Source organism: Alloalcanivorax marinus, from assembly GCF_016785095.1.
Taxonomy (GTDB): Bacteria; Pseudomonadota; Gammaproteobacteria; order Pseudomonadales; family Alcanivoracaceae; genus Alloalcanivorax; species Alloalcanivorax marinus_A.
This window is the reverse complement of sequence record NZ_JAEKJB010000006.1, coordinates 239,246-258,146: the sequence shown is the minus strand read 5'-3', so window position 1 is coordinate 258,146 and position 18,901 is coordinate 239,246. Positions and strand designations below refer to the sequence as shown.

The window sequence follows — 18,901 nt, the reverse complement described above, 5'->3', positions numbered from 1 at the left end:
AAAAGGGGACGGAATAACCGCCAAGCGGCCTATATCTACATTTGTTACCGATAGAAACAAGAGCGCCGGAGCCGCCCTCCTCAGCCCTCGAACACTTGCTCCAACGACCCGGCATCGAGAATCCGGCCCGCCCAGGTATCGATTTCCTCGACCGTGGCCTGCTCCACCCGTTGGCGCACATCATCCGGCAGGGGGCCAAAGCGGTGAGTGAGCTGGAGCAGCAGCAGTTTACTCTGGCCTTGTTGCATGCCTTGCTGCATGCCTTGTTGCATGCCCTCTTCCTTGGCGAGACGCTCAAAGCTTGTCACGTATTGCATGTGCCCTTCTCCTTCGATGACGGTGAGGCGATGCCGCAGGCTTTGTTCCAGGTGTGGTGGCAACGCCATGAGCCAATCGATGATGCGTAATAGTTGAATAATACGGTGTTTTTCCCAACCGTGGCCATAGAGCAGCCGGATCAGGCGGTACTTGGCACGGTAGCGCCGCCCCCAACCAGCGCCACCTCCACCAGTTTGTCCACTACGCGCTGGCCCGTGTTGGACTCCGGCACGTCTTGCGCCACCTGTCACCTCCTTGTGTTGAAACTGCAGGGTGACACCAGGGAGGCCCCGATGACTGTGGGGAATCGAGGAAAAGGCTGTCAGCGATTGGACATTGAATTTGTAAGGGGTGCCGGAGGGAAGTCTTACTCCGGAGTGCAGCGGCCCCGTTCCGATGGCCGGATGTGGTCGCCCACGGCGATCTGGTGGTGGCGGAAGAACCCGGCGTTGACTTCGAGTGCCGCGGCGTAGTCGGTGCCCGGGCGATAAACCCGGCAACGGCGGGGGTCCCGGCTCTCGCAGGGCGTCATGGTGCGCAGCGCCAGAATACGCCCACTCTCGTCCAGGAAGGCGATGTCGAGCGGGATCAGGGTGCGGTACATATAAAAGCCCTGCTCCGCCCGGGCCGGAGGATCGAAGCGGAACAGCATGCCCCTGTCCGAGGCCAGGGACTCGCGCTGCATCAAGCCCCGTTGGCGAGCCTGCGGCGTCGCCGCCACTTCCACCCGCAGAGGTGGTTTAATATGCGCCACGCACAGGGTTTCCGTGGCCGCCGGGGCGGCGAACAGCGGTGCGCAACAAAATACCAGGCCCGCCGCGAGAGTCTTTGATACCGCCTTTTGGATTTCCATTGCTGTCATTTCCGGACGCCGATAAATGTTTTATTCGCAGAGAGCCGGTTAGTAAAGGCTAACCACGGCCTGGACGGCAGCACAACTGCACAGGATACAAGGTTTTGTCTCCGCCTCTACAGCGGGATGCCGTTTATCAGATATTTTATACCGTTCATCATCGGGCATCCCGGCAAAGGGGACGTGTAACTTATTGAATTTGCTAGGCATTCCAGTCCCAAAACCCCCTTGTTTTCTTTATTTGCAAACCAGCTTTTCAAAAAATTGGATTCCCGGTGCTCCGCTTTTCGACTAGGGTTTATCGGTCGCCAGAAAAAAGCGGCATGCGCCCACGGGCATGGAAGAAAAACCCGCCGGGCGTATACAAAAGGAATAAGGAAATCTCATGTCACTCGAAAAAAAGAGAAACGTTCCCGGTAACCGTGGCTAGGTAAAGCCCCGCGGCGGGGTCGCACGGAGCGCACCCCGCCTCCCCTTTTTACCCCCGGTTAAGCCAGACCCGGAACGTCAGGAGGTCTCATGGCCATCCCCAGATCGAATACCCTCTCCGCTTCCCGGCTTCCGGGCGGCACTCCCTTCAAAACGCCACAGCCACCTTGGCGCCGGGCTGCCCTGCTGTACCTCGCCGGCACCCCGCCACGGCGCGGCGGCCGGACGGACACGCCCGGCTAGCCGGTACCCGTACCGGGGCCGGCGGCGGCCCGCCACGATAGAACAATAAGAGGCGATCACGCGCAGTTGGCGATATCTCGCTTTCGTGACCTCACGGATAAAATTTCGTGATGAAGGAGAGTCATCATGTCCAGCACGGAGCGCTTGCTGCTCGAGGACTATCCCCACCATTTGATGCGCAAAAGCCGTCAAGGCGAGCGTGTCTTTCTCAACGAAGCCGACTACCGGCACTGTTACAGCCAGATCCGGCAACTGAAACAACGCTACGACCTGGATCTGATGGCCTGGACCATTCTACCGGACCGGATTCATCTACTGGTACGGCCCAGGCAGAAAGCCAGGCACATCTCCTCCTTTGTGAAGGCGCTTTCCTGCCGTGCCACCCTGCGCCAGCGAAGCCTGCGACGGATCAGTTCGCCCTGGGAGGAAGGTTTCCGTGCCAGCCCGGTGGAGCCCGGCCAGTGGTTGCTCGCCACCATGTGCTATATCGAGCGCCTGCCGGCCATGGAACAACTGGCCAGCTCCGCCTTCCATTACCGGCACAGCAGCTACCGTATGCGCCTGGGCAAGAGCGACCGTTACTGGCTCGACGACCCGCGGGAATACCTTCGCCTGGGCGACACCATCGAAGAGCGCGCCCGCGCCTACCGCGCCTACATCAAGGAAGCCCTGGACACGGACGATCTGGATGCCATTCATCAGGCGATACACCGTAACCTGCTGACCGGCTCGCCGCGCTTCGTACAGGACGCTTACCGGGAATTCAAAACGGCTCACTCATTGACCAATAGGTGAACATCCGTTTCTCTCTCTGACCTTATGATCCTTTGGTTTCCCGCGTTGCCCCTCCCCTCTCCTCCACACGATGACCGGCGTTACCAACGGTAACGCCCGGATCAACCAGACACTTTAAACGTCGATATTTTTCTCTTCCTTTACCGCTTTTATCACTGGTGAGCGATGCGGCAATGGTGCCCCGGTTCACAAAAACCCCTTTTTTAGCGAAACGAATCCCACTCAATTTGTTTACACCTGTACCGGGATGTTTGTTCACAAGTTCCTGATATTCATTGTTTTTTTATTTTCGGTGGAAACGAGCGTCCCCTTTTCGGCGTTTTCTATTTTCCTCTCACTCCACCTCCACTAACTTTGAAGTTGTCGGCTCGGGGGGCAATAACAACAACTCACGGGCCGACGTCACGGCGAGCATGGAAGAAGTAAAGAAACGCCGTGGCAACCATCCTTACAAACGGAAAAAAAGAGGACACTCTCATGTCTATCAAGATGATGAAAAAAGCAATGATTGGTGCCGCCGGTGTCGTGGCTCTGATGGGTGCCGTGAACGCTCACGCGATCGACGTGCAGTATCCGGGGACCTACACCTTCGAGGGTCAGACCACGCTGTCCGCGAGCTTCGTGACCGCCACCTGTAACCTGAGCCTGACCGGCGACGTGGATTCTTCTGGTAACGTCAGCGTCACCACCGGCAGTGTTTCCGGCGCTTCCGCCGTGTGTGGCAACATCGAGCTGCAGGGCTTCCCCTGGACCGGTACCGCGGACCCCAGCAACTACACCCTGCCTCTCAACGGTGTTGAAGTTGAAATCTACGGTGGCCTGGTTACCTGTAGCGGCAACATCACCGCCGGCTTCTCCAACGGTACGCCGACCGATGCCGATCCGTCCTTCTTCGCTCTGAACAACGCCAGCTTCGGCATCTGCTCCGTAACCGGCGACCTGGAAGTACAGGGCACCGACATCAACATCTACCCGTAATCATCGGGTAAACAGCTTCACCCGAACCAAGGCCGGGGCTATTCAGCCCCGGCCTTCTTTTATGGGTCCATTTTCCTACGTTGTCTTCAAAAAAAAGGGCGGGCCTTCATAGGAAGGCCCGCCCCTGGTTATTTGCCCGGATTACTTGATCGGGCTTGATACGTAGCTGATGAAGCTACCACGCTGAGGGATCAAGAGGTCCAGGAAACCAGCCTGGAACCCCACGTTGGCGAAGAACTTCACATCGACCGGTACATCCTCGGTGTTGAATTGCTCAACAACCATGCGGCCGTCGTCGAGGAACTTCACATCCCCGGACAGCGACATGGTAACCGGGTAGCTGTAGATATTGTGGTAAACCGTCAAACCGAACAGGTTGCGTTCGAGGAAGGGCGCATCCAGATAGAGATCCACATTCTCGGCACTCAGAACCGGACCGTCCGCGCCATCCTTGATCCAGGCTTCAATGGGTTGGTTGCGCTGGCCGTTACCATCTTCCTGATAACGCATCCTCATGATCTGCAGGCCAGAGGGTACGGGAACCATGGTGGTGTTGAGGTTCTGATACACCCGGAAGCTGGTGGTCAGGATACGACCCGGCCAGATCAGAACCTTGAGCCCCTGGCCCTCCACGAATTCATCCGTGACTTCCGCGTTCAGGGCGGCGGTCAGATAGGTGAATTTTTCCTTGGGGCACACCAATGGGTCGGCGACGCTGTCCGGGGTTTGATCCGCCGGGGCCGGATAATTGAAACCGCATCCGACCGTGCCACTATTCAGTGTGAAAAATGGCGGTTGAGCCTGGCCGTTGGGCAGACCTCCCGGGGTCCTCACCAGTATCTTCGCGCTGTTCGGCAGCGGGCGCACGCCGTCCGGGTCAATCGCGGGATCGGTGTAGGGGTCCGGTTCGTCACCGGGTACCGGCTCCTGCACGGCGTACTCAAAGGGCGTGAACCCCGTGGCATTGGGCCCGGTTTCCTCGACGGTGTGATTCATTTCATGCTCGAAGTTGGCATTCACGTCCGCGGTCGGCAAGTTCACCAGGGACTGAAGCACGTTGTGCGTCTCGCTGGCCCCCTGGAAGATCTGGGTGAGGTCTTCCCCGCCACCATCGGCCTCCGTCACGGTAGTCGCCGTTACATAGGTAGCACGCGTCATCGGAGAAAAGGCCCGCTCGATCTCTACCTGCGCCAATTGACGGGTTTGCAGCGGCAGCCCGTCCACGCCGCAGATCGCCTCATCCCCGCACTGAGCGTCACTGGAACTCCAGTCGCCGTTGGAGCCGAGGGTATATTGATAGTAGCCACCCTCCTGCCACGGTGACGCCGGCCAGAAGGTGATGTCACGCGCGCCCAGGGTAATATCCCCCTGAACTTCACCGACCACGTTGCCGCTGTCATCGAGTTCCTCCACCACGAAGCTGCTCCCATATACCACGCTGCTCGGGTCGATATCCTTGGAAAAACGCACGATCACCGGCCGGTTGGCGGGCAACTGGCTGATCGGCAGCACATCGTCGGCGGGCTGGATATCCGCGGGCATCAGGGTCAGGTCGGGGTACTGTTCGGCGGTGATACCGGTGAAGCCACCGAGGCACCGCCCCGCCAGGCCGTTGGCGATGTCCCGGGTGCTCTCGTCCAGCACACAGGGGTAACCCGGGTACAGGCTGGTGATCACCGGAGACCACTCGACCATTTCCACCGGCTCTCCAAAGTTGTCCGTCCCGCCGATAAGTTCCTCGACACGGGTGGCCAGCTCAAAGGTCTCGTCCAGCGGTACGGCCAGGGCATTACCCGCGAGGTCCGTCACCCCCGACGCTACCTGGATACGATATTGGATCGGGTTCAGTTCCTCACTCAGACGCAGTGGCTCACGGGGGCGCACCACCACGGAGGCGCCATCCACCATCACGTCAATGGGCTGTTCCGCGACACCGCTATTGTCCGTCTTGTACAACGTGACCTTGCCGGCCACGGAACGCGGCGCCAGCGGCTCGTCGAAATTGAGCACGATGGGATCACCCGGCTTCTGCAGATTCGTCTTGTCGCCTGGCATCCAGCTTTGCAGCGTGGGTCCGACGGTGTCCGCCTGGGCGGTGGGCGCGCTGCCCTGATCCTCATAGGACTGCAGTTGGAAGCTCAGCAGGCCGTAGCCGAATTCCTGGCCGAGAATATCCGGCTCGACCACGCTCACGGCGTCCACGTTCAGCACGCCGGCGTCGGTATCAATGTCGGCCAGGCCAACCAGTTCGATGTGCAGCAGATCCTGGGTGAAGGCACCGTTGGCCCGCGCTTCCTCCGTCGCGATGCCCACGTCCATCATCAGTTGGATCATTCGGGATGCGCTCTCATCGCCGACCGAATAGCGGTTTTCCATCATGTAGCCGGTGGCGTCGGAGAGCAGGGTCATGGTGACATCGCCGGACCCGAAGCCAGCGGCGACTTCGCCACCGATCATGATGGGGCTGATTTCATCGCCTCTGAGCACCGTGCCTTTCGGCAGACGGATGGGCGTGATTTCAGCGAACCGGGTGGCGTCCGCCAGCTCCGCCACCACCGACTCGGCGCGGGCCTGGGTGATGTTGGCGTCCTCGCCGAGCAGAGTGCCGTTCACCGGCACCTGGTTGACGTCACGGCCGGTAAGCCGGGATTGTCCGCCCACGGTCAGCCGTTGCACCAGTCGGGTGGGCTCGCCACGGGGCGAGGTGTCCTGGGGTTTGAAGCGCAAGCGCTGCTCGTCGAAGTTGACCCCATAGATACTCGCCAGATCGGCGCCCAGGGTCAGGGTGTAGGTCTGGGTCGGGTCCAGGTATTCCGGCTCCGGATCGATGGTCAGGTAGCGGCCGTCGACCAGCAGGGTGGCGGGCACTTGCTCATCGTCGGCGCCGTGGGTCAGGGTGACGCTCTCGCCATAGACGGCGGTGTCGCGATCCACGGGCTGCGACATCTGCAGACGGAAGCTGGAGAAATCCATGGCGGCGAAGCCCTGCTGGGCCGCCGGCACGCTCAGGTTGTCGAAGTTGGGGAAGGCGCGGATAACCTCGAAGTTATCCATATCGGTCACCACCAGCTCCTTGGGCCCCTGGTGCAGGGCCCGGGTGCTGAACCGCAGGGTGCGGTCCGCCACCGCGCCGCCGTTGGCGAGCGTGAGCCCGTCAATGACCAGGGTGTATTGCTGGTTGGGTTTGAACGGATCATCGTCCTCGGGGACGATCATCACGTTACCGCTCTCACCCTGCACTTCCTCGAAGTTGGGAGTCATTTCGCGACCGTCGGCATCACCTTCATACAGGCGGATGGCCGCGGCGGCGTCGGCGACACCGACACTCGCGGAAAAACGCAGGATCACCGGTGCCGCGGTGGACACTTCGCTCTGGCCGTCGCCGGGATAGGCGTACACCAGGCCCTGGGATTGCGTGGCAGGGTCGGCGGCACGGCCACCGGCGGAATCTCCGCTTCCTCCACACGCAGAAAGGAGTACCGCGGTGGATAAGGCCACCGCGGCCGAGTTGAGGATTCGAATTGTCATAATGCCCTCTGTTTACGATTTCGAGTGATGGAGCTGGTGAAATTCCGTCCTAGAATTTCAGTGTCACGGAGCCTGAAAAGACGTTGACCTCCCCTTCGGTTTTGACGGAATCCGGAATCGGATCGCCGCTTTGCGTGGTGTTGATGTCGAACCGGCGCTCATCCAGCTTCTGGTATTGGTAGGCGAGGTCCACGGTGAGCGGCCAGGCCAGCAGCGGCGGGTTCTTGAAGGTGGCGGAGAGGCCCATGCCCACCACCAGCTTGTCGGCGTCCAGGTAGTTCACGTCCTGGGAGGTCTGGTCCTCGAGGGGCGATTCCTCCCAAGCCACGCCGGTGGTGAACATGAAGCTGGGAGTGAAGTCGAACTCCAGGCCCACGCGCGGTACGAAGGTGTCCTGGAACTGCAGGTTGCCCTGGTCCTTGACGGTATCCCCGGCGAACTCCTCGGACAGATCCGACCAGGTCTGGTACTCACCGGTAAAGGCCAGACGGGTGCGCCCCATGTCGTAGCGAATGCCGACGCTGTAGATGTCCGGCTGATAGCCCTCGATCACGTCGACCACGCGGATCGGCAGCGCATTGATCAGCCCAGGCACCGTCGGCGTGGCGGCGATGGAGGTAGTGGTCTTGGAGTAGCCGCGGAACGCGAAGGCGGTATCCAGCTTGTCCATCCAGCAGCCGTCCGGGCAGAAGGTTTCACCCCAGTTCACGCTGATACCAACGATCGGCCGGTAGGAGGTCTCGGCGGACACATCCAGGTTTTCCTTGGAGGTCTCACCGCTGAGTTCCATGTAGGAATCCAGATCGGCGTTATTCTCCAGGGTGATGTTCACCGAGGCCCCGAAGTCGATGCCGCGCCAGATCGGCGTGGCGGCGCCCACGTTGAGGAACAGCGGGTTGCGGCCGTAGGTCAGGTACTGGCCGTCGCGGGAAGTCTGCGATTCAAAGGCGAGCATCTCGCGGCCGTATTTCTCGCTGCCGAGCATCAGCGCCAGATAGATCGGATGACCGGTGGTCAGCAGATCGCTGGCGTCGGCCTTGAGGCCGAGGATCAGTTGCTGGGAAGGCTCGTTGTTCAGGCGTTTGCTGCGCGGCCCCGGGCCGGTGGCGTCGGTGTAGCCGACGTCCGGTTCGCCATGCAGGATGGCGCCGGTGAGCTGGCCGCGGGTGTCCTGGGCCAGGGCGGCCGGGTTGTAGAACACCGCGTTGGCCTTGTCACTGAACATGGAGAAAGCCTGAGCCGATGCCACATCCGAGGGGAACATGCCATAGGTGGACGGCGCGTTGCTCATGCCGGCCGCGGCAGTGGAGCTCAGCGCGAGCATGATGCCCGCGGACAGGAGGTTGGTTGGTGTCGAATTGCGGCTCATAGAAGCGGACCTCTTAACCCTGTTCTGCTTATTGTCGTATTGGTAGTTTTTATTTCGCATTGTGGTACCCACCGTATTCGTTTAGCCGGTTAGAACTTCATGGTGATGGAGCCGGCGAATACGTTCACTTCGCCGTCCGTGGTCACCGTTCCGTAGGTCTGGTCCGGCTGGCCCAGCCGCTGCGAGCGGCTCAGTTGGAAATCACGCTCGTCGAGCTGCTGGTACTGATACCCGAAGCTCATGGTGACCGGGTGCGCGATCATGGGTACGTGTTTGAAGTTGGCGCTGATACCCACGCCCACCACCAGGCGGTCGGCGTCGACGTAGTTCACGTCCAGGGAAGAGTTGTTCTTGAGGGGGGATTTTTCCCAGGCGACACCGGAGGTGACCATGAAGACGTCGTTGAGGTCGATTTCCAGGCCCACGCGCGGCACGAAAATGTCCTCGAATTCCAGGCCGGCCTGGTCCTTGATGGTGTCGTCACGCAGCTTGCTGCCCAAGCGGGACCATTCCTGGTACTCCGCGGTGAAGCCCAGACGCCAGGCACCGAAGTCGTACTGGAAGCCCGCGGCGGTAACCGCCGGCTGGAACGAATCGATGACATTGTTGACCTCGATCGGAATACCCGGCGAGCCCACCGCGCCCGGAATAATGGCGTTGGAGGACACCGAGGTCTGCTGATCCGCGGAGGCGCGGTAGCTGATGGCGGTGTGCAGTTTGTCCAGCCAGCAATCCTCGACGTGGCAGAAGGTTTCGCCGACGTTCATGGTGAGGCCAAGCAGGGGCCGGAACTGCGGGCTGGATTGCACGCTCACCCGCTCGTAGGTGGTGGTGCCGCCCAGGTCGTTGGTGATGAACAGCTCCGCGTCGTTGTGCAGGGTCACCTGCACGCCGGCGCCGAACTTGATGCCGCGCCAGACGTTGGTGCCGATACTGGCGGCCAGGAACAGCGGCTGACGGTCGTATTGGAAGTATTGAGCGTTGTCCCCTTCCGCGGAAGAACTGAACGCCAGCATTTCCTTGCCGTAACGATCCACGCCGGCGACGAAGCCCAGGTAGATCGGGTGTTCGGATTTCATCAGGCCGCTGAGGTCCGCCTTGAGCCCCAGCATCAGTTGTTGCGACGGGGTGTCGAGAATGTTGCCGTCGTAGGCGGGGTTCGGGCTTTCGGTGTTCAGCTCGTGCTCGGCGTGGAAGATCGCGCCGGTTACCTCGCTACGACGATCCCGCACCAGGTTGGCGGGGTTGTAGTAAGTGGAGGACGTGTTCGTGCTGAACAGTGAGAGCGCCTGGGCTGAAGCAATATCCGACGGGAACAGACCGTAGGTGGTGCCCGTGTTGCCCATATTGGCGAGCGCGGGCGAGCCGAGAGCCAGCATTCCCGCGGGCAACAGGATTGTTTTGATTATCGATTTTTTCATAGTTAGACAACCTTTCTACCTGATGTTGTTCTTCTTGATGAACGCAGCCGGGTGACCGCAGCTCAACCATTAGCACAGCTTTTACATTTCCGGTAAGGATCATAGCGCCGCGTTAAACGGTCTCCACGGCTAGAGCCGCCGGGAGTAAGGCGTTTAAACGAAGCGGTGTGTTGATATTGGGGGAACGGATGCGCCGTCCTGGCTTGTCGATACAAAGAACATTCGTTCTCGACCTCCTTCTTTTTTGTTGTACTTCACCGCGTTTCAGACACGGCTGATTTCTTGTCCGTTTGTTGTTTTTTTGGCGCCCTGCCCGGACGCCGGAATGACAACGGGGAGACTGACAGAATCCTAGTGGGTCGACGATGAGACCGTAAACACAAAAACAATGAAAAGGAGCCTTTCAAAAAATGAAAAGGCCGCTTTTCCCTTAACCCCGCGAATTACGCCGTCGACGGCGAACCCTGGCCAGCACAAGCACAGATGTAAACACTTATGGCCCGGCAAGTCCAAGGCTGTTTGGGCGGAGAAACCGGCAAAAAAATATACACAAACAATTGTTTTGTATCTTTTTGGGCAAAATCCTTTCCTTAATCCTATAATGTAGGAAACATCGTCATGCTCGATGTTGACCTTGTTTACAGGTGTTACCTAAAGGAACATGACATCGGCCGCTGGCGGGAAAACCGGGCCTGCTGGCGGCAAAACGGAAAGGGGCGGCCTTCGCTCTGGTGCGGGGTCCGGTGTACTCAAAGGATAAAACCGGTGTTTCCTCCGGCTATGGTCGTAGCGGAACGAGTGTGCCATACTCAACAACGTTCATGGATGGACGTACATGCACCCCGCTTCACCGTGCCTCGGCGCGGTTATTAAAAAAACGAAATCAGGTGTAAACAACAAAAAGGGAATGCGCGATGAAACGGCTTGCGGATTTCGCCATTTTCGTGGCGGTTGTCAAAGCAGGGACCATCTCCCAAGCGTCCAAGACGCTGGACCTTTCCATTGCTTCGGTCAGCAAATACATCACCCGTATCGAGCAGCAAATGGGCGTGCGCCTGTTGGTGCGTAATTCTCGCGGGCTCAAGCTTACCGACGAGGGCCGCGATCTTTATGAACACGTCGACCGGCTGCTCGACGAACTGGACGCGGTGGTCACCAAGGTCAGCAAAAGCAGCCTGCAACCGCAGGGTGTGTTGCGCATTACGTCGAGCATCGGCCTGGCGCGGCGCCGGATCGCGCCGCTGGTGTCGGAATTCGCGGCCCAGTACCCGGATCTTTCCGTGCAGCTCAATTTCGGCGACCGCGACCCGGACACCGGCGCCGGCCAGGTGGACGTGGCCATCGTGATCGGCCAGCCGCAGGACTCCTCCCTGGTGGCCAAGCGCATTCTGCGCAACCCCTGCGTGCCGTGCGCCTCGCCGGCCTATCTGCAACGCCACCCGGCGCCGACCACGCCCCAGGAACTGAAGGAACACGCCTGCCTGATTCTGGATTGCCCGGGCTCTTTCAAGGACCTCTGGGTGCTGGAGGATGAATCCGGCAAACGCCATTCAGTGCGGGTAAAAGGCGGCCTGATCACCGACAACAGCGAAACATTGCGTGAGTGGGTGCTGGACGGTCAGGGCATCGCCATGAAGAGCCTGTGGGACATCGAGGACAAGCTGGAAAGCGGCGAACTGGTGCGGTTGCTGCCCGGTTACCGGGCGCCGGATCTGGATTTCTATCTGGTGTACGCCGGCCGTGAGCTGATCCCGGCCAAGACCCGCGCTTTCGTGGCGTTCCTGGAAGACCGCGCCGAACGGCTGCAGGCAAGCGCCGGCTGAACGCGATCTTCACGCCTCAGGCGTTAGTCTCCCCGGGTCACATGGGGAGGGGGCTTCATGAAAACCAGATTTCTGACTCGGGTGCTGCTGCTTCTGGCGGCGTTTTTCTATATGCCCGGGGCCGGTTTCGCCAGCGATCCCTCCGCCGCCGACGGGCCCACCATCGGCGGTGAAAGCTCTTCCTCCGACGCGGACCTGCCCCGCCGCCCCACCGCCGTGCGCGGCTAGGTCCACCTCAGGCCAGCGCCGGGTAATCCAGCGTGTGGTCCAGCCGGCGCACCCAGGCTTCCACCTGCCCACCCAGCTTGTAGTACAGATCCCCGGGATGAATCGACACCCGCAGTGAGCGCCCGCTCAGCAGCGCCGCCGCCAGGTTGGCGCGGTTGAACAGATTAAGGCTCCAGGCGCGCCAGGCGGTATCCGCCTCGAACCCGACCAGCGGCAAACGGATAAAGCGGCGTTCCCGGGCGTCGTATACACCGCCGAGGGTTTCGAAGTAGCGGAACGGCAGCGCCGCCAGGGCGCGTGGCTCGATGCGCCCCAGCGCCCAGGCCGGCGGCACGTACAGTGGCGACGGCGTCAGTCCATGCTCCACGAACCAGCGGTGGCAGTCCTGGATCAAGGCGGCGATGGCGGCGCCGTCCAGGGACAAATGCTCGGCCACGTCGCGGGAAATAAAGCGGCTGTGCAGGCGGTGGTGAAGGGTGCGCGGCGGGTCGCAGCGGTGCCGCCAGCCGTGGCCGGCCAGCGGGTAGCCCCGCGCGCTCAGGTCGCGGAGCCAGTCCAGATCGTCCGCGTGCCAGTCGCGACCGGGCACCACCAGCAGGGTGATCGCCCCGGCCGGGATGTCCACCAGCCGCTCCAGCAGCTCGGACACCCGCTCACGGGTTTCCGGCATTACATCATGGATGGAAACAAGCCCGGAAAGCGCCATGTCAGAGCCCGGGGCGGGCCTGGCTGGTGCTCAGCCGACGCAGCACCGCCAGGGTCGGTGAACGGCGCGGCTTGGGCATGGCGGCGCCCTGTCGCGCGCAGCCGCCGAGCACTTGCAGCCAGCCCTCCACGGCCTCGCGGTTCATGGCCAGGGCGGCCTGGCGGCCGGCGCGAGCCTGCTCGCGGCGCCGCTCCGGCGTCATTGCCCGCAGGCGGGTCAGGGTGTCGGCCAGGCGTTCGCCGGGCTCGGCCACGGTGAGAGCCCGGGCCAGGGCCGGCCACTGATTGATGCCGCAGACCGGCGTGGTGATCACCAGGCGTTCGCGGGCCAGGGCCTCCAGGGCCACGGTGCCGAACGCCTCCACGGCGGAGGGCAGCACCAGCACCTGGTGGGCATCCAGCTCCGCCACCACCCGTTCACGACTGCACCAGCCCAGGAAATTCAGGTTGGGCAGCTCCTTGCGACGCTGTTCCACCAGGCCACGCAGCGGACCATCGCCGGCCACGGTGAAACGGCAGTCCGGGTGCGCCTCGGCGAGGGCCAGGAAATGCTCGATGTTCTTTTCCGCCGCCAGCCGGCCCACATAGAGCACTGAGTCCACGGTGTCGGCCAGTGGCGTCACGGCACTGTTGACGAACTCCGCGCCCAGCGGCGTGCCCACCAGTTGCGGATGGCGGGCGCCGGCGGCGCGGGCATCGGCGATCATGCTTTCACAGATGGTGGCCACCGCGCTGCTGCCCCGGAACATGGTGCGGTTCAGCCAGTTGAGCAGGCCGCCGGCCAGCCGCGCCAGGCGCGGGCCCCAGTACAGCTGCACCAGGCGGTCATAGTCGGTCTGGAAGGTCACGCACACGGGAATGCCAAGCTTGCCGGCGATCCAGTAAGCGCCCAGCGAGAAAATCCCGGGGCCGGGGATGACGATCACATGGGGTTTCATCTCCCACACCAGGGCGCTCAGTTCCCGCATCTTGGGGAAGAACAACCGCTGGGTGGGGTCGCCGGGAATCGGCACGGACAGACCCTGGCACGGGTGGGGCTCTTCCAGGCTGGGACAGACCAGTTCGGCTCGTTCCACCTCCTGGCCCAGGTGCGTCACCAGATCCTGGAAGTAGGCACCGACGCCATTGCGGCCTTTCATGGCGTCCACGACAAAAAGTACTCGCAGGTCTTTTGTTTTCATAGCAGGCAGTATGAGTACCACTTATTTCCGATTTGTGACAAGAAAAATGTCACTCGTGTTCAACCCCGGGCAAGGGGTAACTGAATTTTTCGTACACCCAGCCGAAGGTGGCGCGCAGCCGCTCCGGGGCCACCCCCAGGCTTTCCAGGGAGTAGTGGTGGCCGCTGCGGTAGCGCCGGGCGCGTTCGTCCTCGGCGGCCAGCCGCGCCTGGTAGGCCGGTGACGGGGTCATCCCGAAGCGCCGGTAGAACCCCTCCACGGTGGCGCGCGGCTCGGCGGCCAGGGTTTCCATCACGGACAAGGCCTGGCGCTCCGGTGGCAGCCGCTCCAGTTGCTCCAGCAGATGGCGGTAGTAGTAGTCGAGCATGGCCAGGAAGCCCTCGCGCCAGTAGGCGGCGGTGTCACGGCCATCGAACACCCGGGCGCCGATGACGATGGAGTTGATCTGCGAGGGCACCGCCGCCGTGGGGTTGCGCAGGCAGCCGATGAAGCGGGCATCCGGAAAGGCCGCCGCCAGGGTCGCCATGAACGGCGTGAACGACGGGTTCTTGGACAGGAAGGTCAGGTGATCGCCGTGGAAATACAGGTGGCGCTGCACGAAGCGCCGGTAGGCGGCCATCAGGCGCTGTTTCTCCGCCGCCGGCAGGTCCCGGTCGGCGTAGGTGAGCCGCCACAGGCGCGGGTCCGGCACGGCCAGCACCAGCAGGAAGCAGCCGAGCACCGGCAGCAGCGCCAGGTAATCTTCCTCCGGATCGCGCAGGCCGGTCTCGTGGACGTCGTCCAGGCCGCCCAGCAGGCGTCGCTCCAGCCATTGGAAGGCCCGGCCCAGCGGACGCCCGAACAGGGCATCCAGGCGCCCTGCCCCGCGCCACAGGCAGCGCTGGGTGACCGAGGGGGCGAAGATCAGCTCCCATAGGGCGGTGGTGGTGAAGCGCTTGTCGTCGGCGGCCAGCAGCCGGTGCAGGAAGGTGGTGCCACTGCGCGGCACGCCCACCACGAACAGCGGCTCGCGCACCCGCACGCGGCGGAAATCCGGAAACAGCAGATGGTCGAGCAGCAGCCCCAGGCCGTTGACCGCCTGCACCAGGAGGAACAGGGGCCAGAAGCCGGCCATCACCAGCCAGCGTCGCGGCGAGACGCCGCTTACGGTGCCGTCGTAGTCCGGATTCCAGGAGCGCACGAACAGCACCGCGTATGCCTTGATCAGGGAACCCATCCCGGTCTCCGGCGGTTCGCGGTGGGCCAACCCTAGCAGGCCCAACATGACTCTTCCATGACAACGGGCCTCCGCTCAACGCCGGACGGTCCGCGCCGCGCCCCTAGGCGCGACTGTAGGAGCGACTGTAGGAGCGACTTCAGTCGCGATCAGCCAAGCCGTTATCGCGACTGAAGTCGCTCCTACAGGCTGTTCTACAGGCTGTTCTACGGGGGGTCTACGGGGGCTTCGACGGTTGCTTCCATGGAGACCGTGGCGGGGGCGGTTGCGACAATTGCGTGACAAATGGGCGGAGGCTATTGATGCGGTCGGGGCGCCAAAGCACAATGCCCGGCGAACCGGCGGGCGGTCCGCCCAACGCCTGATGCATAGATGCATAGCTGCATAAGAGACCCATGAACCAAGGCATTCCTACCATCGTCGGCCACCGCGGCGCCCGCGGCGAGGCCCCGGAAAACACCCTGGCCGGTTTCCAGGTCGCCCTGGAGGCCGGTGCCCGCGAAGTGGAGCTGGACGTACGCCTGTCCCGGGACGGGCATCTGATCGTGGTGCACGACCAGCACGTTACCCGTACCACCGGCGAACGGGGCAAGGCGCACCACTACACCCTGGCGCAACTGGGGGTGCTCGACGCGCGCCACGACACTCCCGGCTGGCACAGCCCGGTGTGCATCCCCTCCCTGCGCGAAGTGGTGGAGCTGTGCGGCCCGACGATGCGTTTTCAGTTCGAGGTGAAGGGCACGGAGTCCGCTCTGCTGCACCGGCTTGCCCACCGTCTGGTGGCACTGATCGACGAGCTGGGGCTCCATGAGCGGGTGGTGGTGACCTCGAAGCACACCGGTTTTCTACGCATGCTGGGCAACATGACTCCCCGGGTGGAGCGCGGCTACGTGGTGGAATACCGCTACCAGCAACCCACCCGGCGCGCCGCCGGCCTGGGCTGCGCCTGGCTGATGCCACGCCATTCCCTGGTGACCCCGGCGCTAATGCGCCGCGCTCGGCGCCGGGGGTTGAAAGTGTCCACCTGGACGGTGAACGATCTGGTGGAGGCGGAGCGCCTGGCCGGGCTCGGCGTGGACGGCATCATCACCGATTTCCCGACCAGCTTCATCGCGCATTTCAATAAACGCGGCGCCAACCGCGACTGAAGCGGAGCCCCGCCCGGCCGCTCCTACAGTGGCTATTGGCAAGGTTTTGTAGGAGAGACCGGGCGGCGCTCCGCTTCAGTCGCGATAACGCCCCCTCAATCCCGCAAAAAGGCGCGGATTTCCTCCTCGCGGGCCTTGGCGTCCTGATACCCCAAGGCCATCAAGCGCCCAGTGAAGCCCGGCTCGAACAGCAGATAACTGACCGCCGATGCCCCTGGTGACCGGGTCGCCCCGGAGCCGCGCAGGAAAAAGCGCAGGGTACGCGGCAGCTCCTTGGTGTGCTCGGCGGCGATTTCGTCCAGCGGCTGGGACGGGTAGATTTTCAGTACGTCCACCTTGCGGAGCTGGATCTCATGCTGGCTGCGGGCCCGGTTGCTGAGCGCCTGCACGGTGCGGTTGATCCGTTCCAGACGCTCCACGTCCCCTTCCAGAGTGTCCACGAACACACTGTCCAGTACGTGGCCGAGCACCTGGGCCAGGGACGGGTAACCGCTCAACTGCCGCTGGTGAGCGGCGGAGGAATGGCCGGATACGCCGATCACCAGCAGCCGGTCGGCGCCCAGATGCAGCGCCGGGCTCACCGGCGCCAGCTGGCGCACGGCGCCGTCACCATAGTAACGGCCATCCACCTGCTCGGCGGGGAACAGCAGCGGAATCGCCGCCGAGGCCAGCAGGTGCTGCACGCCGATGGTGGAACGCCGCCCCAGGCGCCGCGCCCGGTTCCACTCCGGCAGGTCCGGCGCGCCCTGGAAGAACGCCACGGATTCGCCGGAGGCGTAGCTGGACGCGGTGATCGACAGGGCCCGCAGATGGCCTTCGTCGATGCTCTGGCCGATGCGTTGAAAATTGATCACCAGCCGCAGGAGCCGTTTCAGAGGCGTGTTGTCGAGCAGCGCGCTGCGCGTGGTGCCACGGCCGGCGGCGGCGGAACTGAACACCCAGCGCAACAGGCTGCGCACGAAGGCGACGATGTCGGTGCGGTAGACCTGGTCGGCGGTCATGTTCGCCCACACCTGCTCCAGGCCGCGTACCGCCAGGCGGTAATCGTGGGCGCCGGCGGCCAGGCCGGCGGCATTGATGGCGCCGGCGGACGTGCCGCAGATGATCGGGAAGGGATTGGTGGCGCTGGGCGGTGACATGTCCGCGATGGCACTGAGCACGCCCACCTGGTAGGCGGCGCGGGCGCCACCGCCGGACAGAATCAGCCCCCGCGTGGGGGCGGACGAAACTGGCATGGTGCGATCTCCTTATGCACGCATTATGGGCGACCGGGCGGGCCCCGTCATCCGTCGGAAAGCGCTGGCGCCGGGCGGCGGCGCGGCGCTATGCTGGCCGCACTTCAATGGATATGCCCATGGCCCATCGTTTCACCTTCCGCCCCGCCCGTGCCGACGATCTCGATGCCCTTACCGCCCTGGAGCGCCGCTGCTTCCAGAGCGACCGGTTGTCACGCCGCAGCTTCCGCCACTGGATACGCCAGGCCCACTCCGGGCTGATTCTGGCGCTCGCCGAGGACGGCGCCCTGGCCGGCTATGCATTGGTGATTCTGCAGCGCGGCACGCGGCTGGCGCGGCTGTATTCCATCGCCACCGACCCGGACCGGCGCGGCCAGGGGCTTGGTGAACGGCTCCTGGACGCCGCCGAGGACTACGCCCACCAGGAAAAACGCCTCTACCTGCGCCTGGAAGTGCGCCGCGATAACGCCGCCGCCATTCGCCTCTACGAACGGCGCGGCTACAAACTGTTCGCGCGCACGCCGGATTACTACGAGGACCACGAGGACGCCCTGCGCTACCAGAAGCGGCTGCACTACACACCCCAGGGCGGCAACCGGCTGGCGCTGCCCTGGGTGCGCCAGGGCACCGAGTTCACCTGCGGGCCGGCGTGTCTGCAGATGGCCCTGGCCGCCCTGCTCCACCGCGTTCCGGACGCCCGCGAGGAGTTGCTGATCTGGCGCGAGGCCACCACCATCTTCATGACCGCCGGCCACGGCGGCTGCCATCCCCTGGGGCTGGCCCTGGCGGCGCGGCGGCGCGGCCTGAACGCCGAGGTGTACTGCAACCAGCGCGGGCCGCTGTTCCTGGATTCAGTGCGCGACGAAAACAAGAAGCGCGTGATCGAGACCGTGCACGACCATTTCGAGGAACAGGCCCGTGCTTCAGGGATTCCCGTGCATTACCAGGAACTCAGCGCGGCGCGGCTGGATCGGGCGCTGGAAAACGGCGACGTGGCCATCGTGCTGATCAGCACCTGGCGGCTGGACGGACGCAAGGCGCCCCATTGGGTGGTGGTCAGCGGCGCCGACGACGAATGCTTCTACATCCACGACCCGGACCCGGCGGAGGATCAGGTACCGCTGGATTGCCAGCATGTACCGATCACCCGGGACCGTTTCGAGCGCATGACCCGTTACGGCCAGGCGCGCCTGCGCACCGCCGTCATCGTCGGGCGCCCGGATCGCGACTGAAGCGGAGCCCCGCCCGGTTGCGCCTACCGTGTGGCTGGATGGTAGCCGGATTGGGCGTGGTTGCGGCGCATGGCCGTTATCGCGACTGAAGTCGCTCCTACAGTGGCTATTGGCAAGGTTTTGTAGGAGCGACTTCAGTCGCGATAGGCGTTCGCCGAATGCTTGTACGCCTCCGCTGACAAAAAAACCTTCCGATCAC

Annotated in this window: 16 protein-coding genes; 6 read left to right on the top strand and 10 right to left on the bottom strand. The window is 63.0% G+C overall.

All coding sequences use genetic code 11. The features are described 5' to 3' along the window. Positions 1-80: 80 nt before the first annotated feature. Positions 81-317 (bottom strand): DUF4351 domain-containing protein, encoded by a 237-nt coding sequence (locus JF515_RS06845; protein WP_203102378.1) that lies wholly within the window; start codon positions 315-317, stop codon positions 81-83. A gap of 368 nt (positions 318-685) precedes the next feature. Next, the gene (locus JF515_RS06840; protein ID WP_203102376.1) at positions 686-1,171 is read right to left on the bottom strand and encodes a DUF192 domain-containing protein; all 486 of its coding nucleotides are present in this window, start codon (positions 1,169-1,171) and stop codon (positions 686-688) included. A gap of 798 nt (positions 1,172-1,969) precedes the next feature. Here JF515_RS06840 and JF515_RS06835 point away from each other — a divergent pair. Further along, complete coding sequence (locus JF515_RS06835; RefSeq protein ID WP_203102375.1) at positions 1,970-2,638, top strand: transposase; 669 nt, start codon at positions 1,970-1,972, stop codon at positions 2,636-2,638. 22 nt (positions 2,639-2,660) lie between these two features. Here the strand turns inward: JF515_RS06835 and JF515_RS06830 are convergent, their stop codons facing one another. Next, positions 2,661-2,897, bottom strand: a complete 237-nt coding sequence (locus JF515_RS06830) for a hypothetical protein (RefSeq protein ID WP_203102370.1) — start codon at positions 2,895-2,897, stop codon at positions 2,661-2,663. 218 nt (positions 2,898-3,115) lie between these two features. Between JF515_RS06830 and JF515_RS06825 the strand changes: the two genes are divergently transcribed. Continuing rightward, a complete protein-coding gene (locus JF515_RS06825) occupies positions 3,116-3,616 on the top strand; it encodes a hypothetical protein (protein WP_203102368.1) in 501 nt (166 codons plus the stop codon). Positions 3,617-3,757: 141 nt separating this feature from the next. Here JF515_RS06825 and JF515_RS06820 read toward each other — a convergent pair whose 3' ends face one another. The 3 genes from JF515_RS06820 to JF515_RS06810 form a co-directional block, all read right to left on the bottom strand. Next, the gene (locus JF515_RS06820) at positions 3,758-7,015 is read right to left on the bottom strand and encodes an Ig-like domain-containing protein (RefSeq protein WP_203102367.1); all 3,258 of its coding nucleotides are present in this window, start codon (positions 7,013-7,015) and stop codon (positions 3,758-3,760) included. 178 nt (positions 7,016-7,193) lie between these two features. Then, the gene (locus JF515_RS06815) at positions 7,194-8,513 is read right to left on the bottom strand and encodes an OmpP1/FadL family transporter (protein WP_203102366.1); all 1,320 of its coding nucleotides are present in this window, start codon (positions 8,511-8,513) and stop codon (positions 7,194-7,196) included. Positions 8,514-8,602: 89 nt separating this feature from the next. Further along, positions 8,603-9,934 carry an OmpP1/FadL family transporter gene (locus JF515_RS06810; protein WP_238400904.1) on the bottom strand — a complete coding sequence of 444 codons (1,332 nt, stop codon included), beginning with the start codon at positions 9,932-9,934 and terminating at the stop codon, positions 8,603-8,605. 914 nt (positions 9,935-10,848) lie between these two features. On the opposite strand from JF515_RS06810, the gene JF515_RS06805 reads away from it, so the two are divergent. Then, positions 10,849-11,757: a LysR family transcriptional regulator gene (locus JF515_RS06805; RefSeq protein WP_203102361.1), complete on the top strand. Its 909-nt coding sequence runs from the start codon at positions 10,849-10,851 to the stop codon at positions 11,755-11,757. Between the two features lie 57 nt (positions 11,758-11,814). Further along, positions 11,815-11,985: a hypothetical protein gene (locus JF515_RS06800; RefSeq protein ID WP_203102359.1), complete on the top strand. Its 171-nt coding sequence runs from the start codon at positions 11,815-11,817 to the stop codon at positions 11,983-11,985. Positions 11,986-11,992: 7 nt separating this feature from the next. Here JF515_RS06800 and JF515_RS06795 read toward each other — a convergent pair whose 3' ends face one another. From JF515_RS06795 to JF515_RS06785, 3 genes are all read right to left on the bottom strand, one after another. After that, positions 11,993-12,691: a polysaccharide deacetylase family protein gene (locus JF515_RS06795; protein WP_203102357.1), complete on the bottom strand. Its 699-nt coding sequence runs from the start codon at positions 12,689-12,691 to the stop codon at positions 11,993-11,995. A gap of 1 nt (position 12,692) precedes the next feature. Beyond that, complete coding sequence (locus JF515_RS06790) at positions 12,693-13,829, bottom strand: glycosyltransferase (protein WP_238400902.1); 1,137 nt, start codon at positions 13,827-13,829, stop codon at positions 12,693-12,695. Between the two features lie 91 nt (positions 13,830-13,920). Continuing rightward, complete coding sequence (locus JF515_RS06785) at positions 13,921-15,087, bottom strand: sulfotransferase family protein (protein ID WP_203102353.1); 1,167 nt, start codon at positions 15,085-15,087, stop codon at positions 13,921-13,923. Positions 15,088-15,482: 395 nt separating this feature from the next. Between JF515_RS06785 and JF515_RS06780 the strand changes: the two genes are divergently transcribed. Beyond that, positions 15,483-16,235: a glycerophosphodiester phosphodiesterase gene (locus JF515_RS06780; RefSeq protein WP_203102351.1), complete on the top strand. Its 753-nt coding sequence runs from the start codon at positions 15,483-15,485 to the stop codon at positions 16,233-16,235. A 95-nt stretch (positions 16,236-16,330) separates the two neighbouring features. On the opposite strand, the gene JF515_RS06775 is transcribed toward JF515_RS06780, so the two are convergent. Beyond that, positions 16,331-17,470, bottom strand: a complete 1,140-nt coding sequence (locus tag JF515_RS06775) for a patatin-like phospholipase family protein (protein WP_203102349.1) — start codon at positions 17,468-17,470, stop codon at positions 16,331-16,333. A 119-nt stretch (positions 17,471-17,589) separates the two neighbouring features. Here JF515_RS06775 and JF515_RS06770 point away from each other — a divergent pair, with 119 nt between their 5' ends. Then, positions 17,590-18,702: a GNAT family N-acetyltransferase/peptidase C39 family protein gene (locus JF515_RS06770; RefSeq protein ID WP_203102347.1), complete on the top strand. Its 1,113-nt coding sequence runs from the start codon at positions 17,590-17,592 to the stop codon at positions 18,700-18,702. The last annotated feature ends 199 nt before the right edge of the window (positions 18,703-18,901 follow it).

Excerpts from the sequence above, each read along its gene's own strand:
- JF515_RS06845 (WP_203102378.1), bottom strand. The coding sequence starts at position 317 with ATGCAATACGTGACAAGCTTTGAGCGTCTCGCCAAGGAAGAGGGCATG.
- JF515_RS06840 (WP_203102376.1), bottom strand. The coding sequence starts at position 1,171 with ATGGAAATCCAAAAGGCGGTATCAAAGACTCTCGCGGCGGGCCTGGTA.
- JF515_RS06835 (WP_203102375.1), top strand. The coding sequence starts at position 1,970 with ATGTCCAGCACGGAGCGCTTGCTGCTCGAGGACTATCCCCACCATTTG.
- JF515_RS06825 (WP_203102368.1), top strand. The coding sequence starts at position 3,116 with ATGTCTATCAAGATGATGAAAAAAGCAATGATTGGTGCCGCCGGTGTC.
- JF515_RS06815 (WP_203102366.1), bottom strand. The coding sequence starts at position 8,513 with ATGAGCCGCAATTCGACACCAACCAACCTCCTGTCCGCGGGCATCATG.
- JF515_RS06810 (WP_238400904.1), bottom strand. The coding sequence starts at position 9,934 with ATGAAAAAATCGATAATCAAAACAATCCTGTTGCCCGCGGGAATGCTG.
- JF515_RS06805 (WP_203102361.1), top strand. The coding sequence starts at position 10,849 with ATGAAACGGCTTGCGGATTTCGCCATTTTCGTGGCGGTTGTCAAAGCA.
- JF515_RS06800 (WP_203102359.1), top strand. The coding sequence starts at position 11,815 with ATGAAAACCAGATTTCTGACTCGGGTGCTGCTGCTTCTGGCGGCGTTT.
- JF515_RS06795 (WP_203102357.1), bottom strand. The coding sequence starts at position 12,691 with ATGGCGCTTTCCGGGCTTGTTTCCATCCATGATGTAATGCCGGAAACC.
- JF515_RS06790 (WP_238400902.1), bottom strand. The coding sequence starts at position 13,829 with ATGAAAGGCCGCAATGGCGTCGGTGCCTACTTCCAGGATCTGGTGACG.
- JF515_RS06785 (WP_203102353.1), bottom strand. The coding sequence starts at position 15,087 with ATGGGTTCCCTGATCAAGGCATACGCGGTGCTGTTCGTGCGCTCCTGG.
- JF515_RS06780 (WP_203102351.1), top strand. The coding sequence starts at position 15,483 with ATGAACCAAGGCATTCCTACCATCGTCGGCCACCGCGGCGCCCGCGGC.
- JF515_RS06775 (WP_203102349.1), bottom strand. The coding sequence starts at position 17,470 with ATGCCAGTTTCGTCCGCCCCCACGCGGGGGCTGATTCTGTCCGGCGGT.
- JF515_RS06770 (WP_203102347.1), top strand. The coding sequence starts at position 17,590 with ATGGCCCATCGTTTCACCTTCCGCCCCGCCCGTGCCGACGATCTCGAT.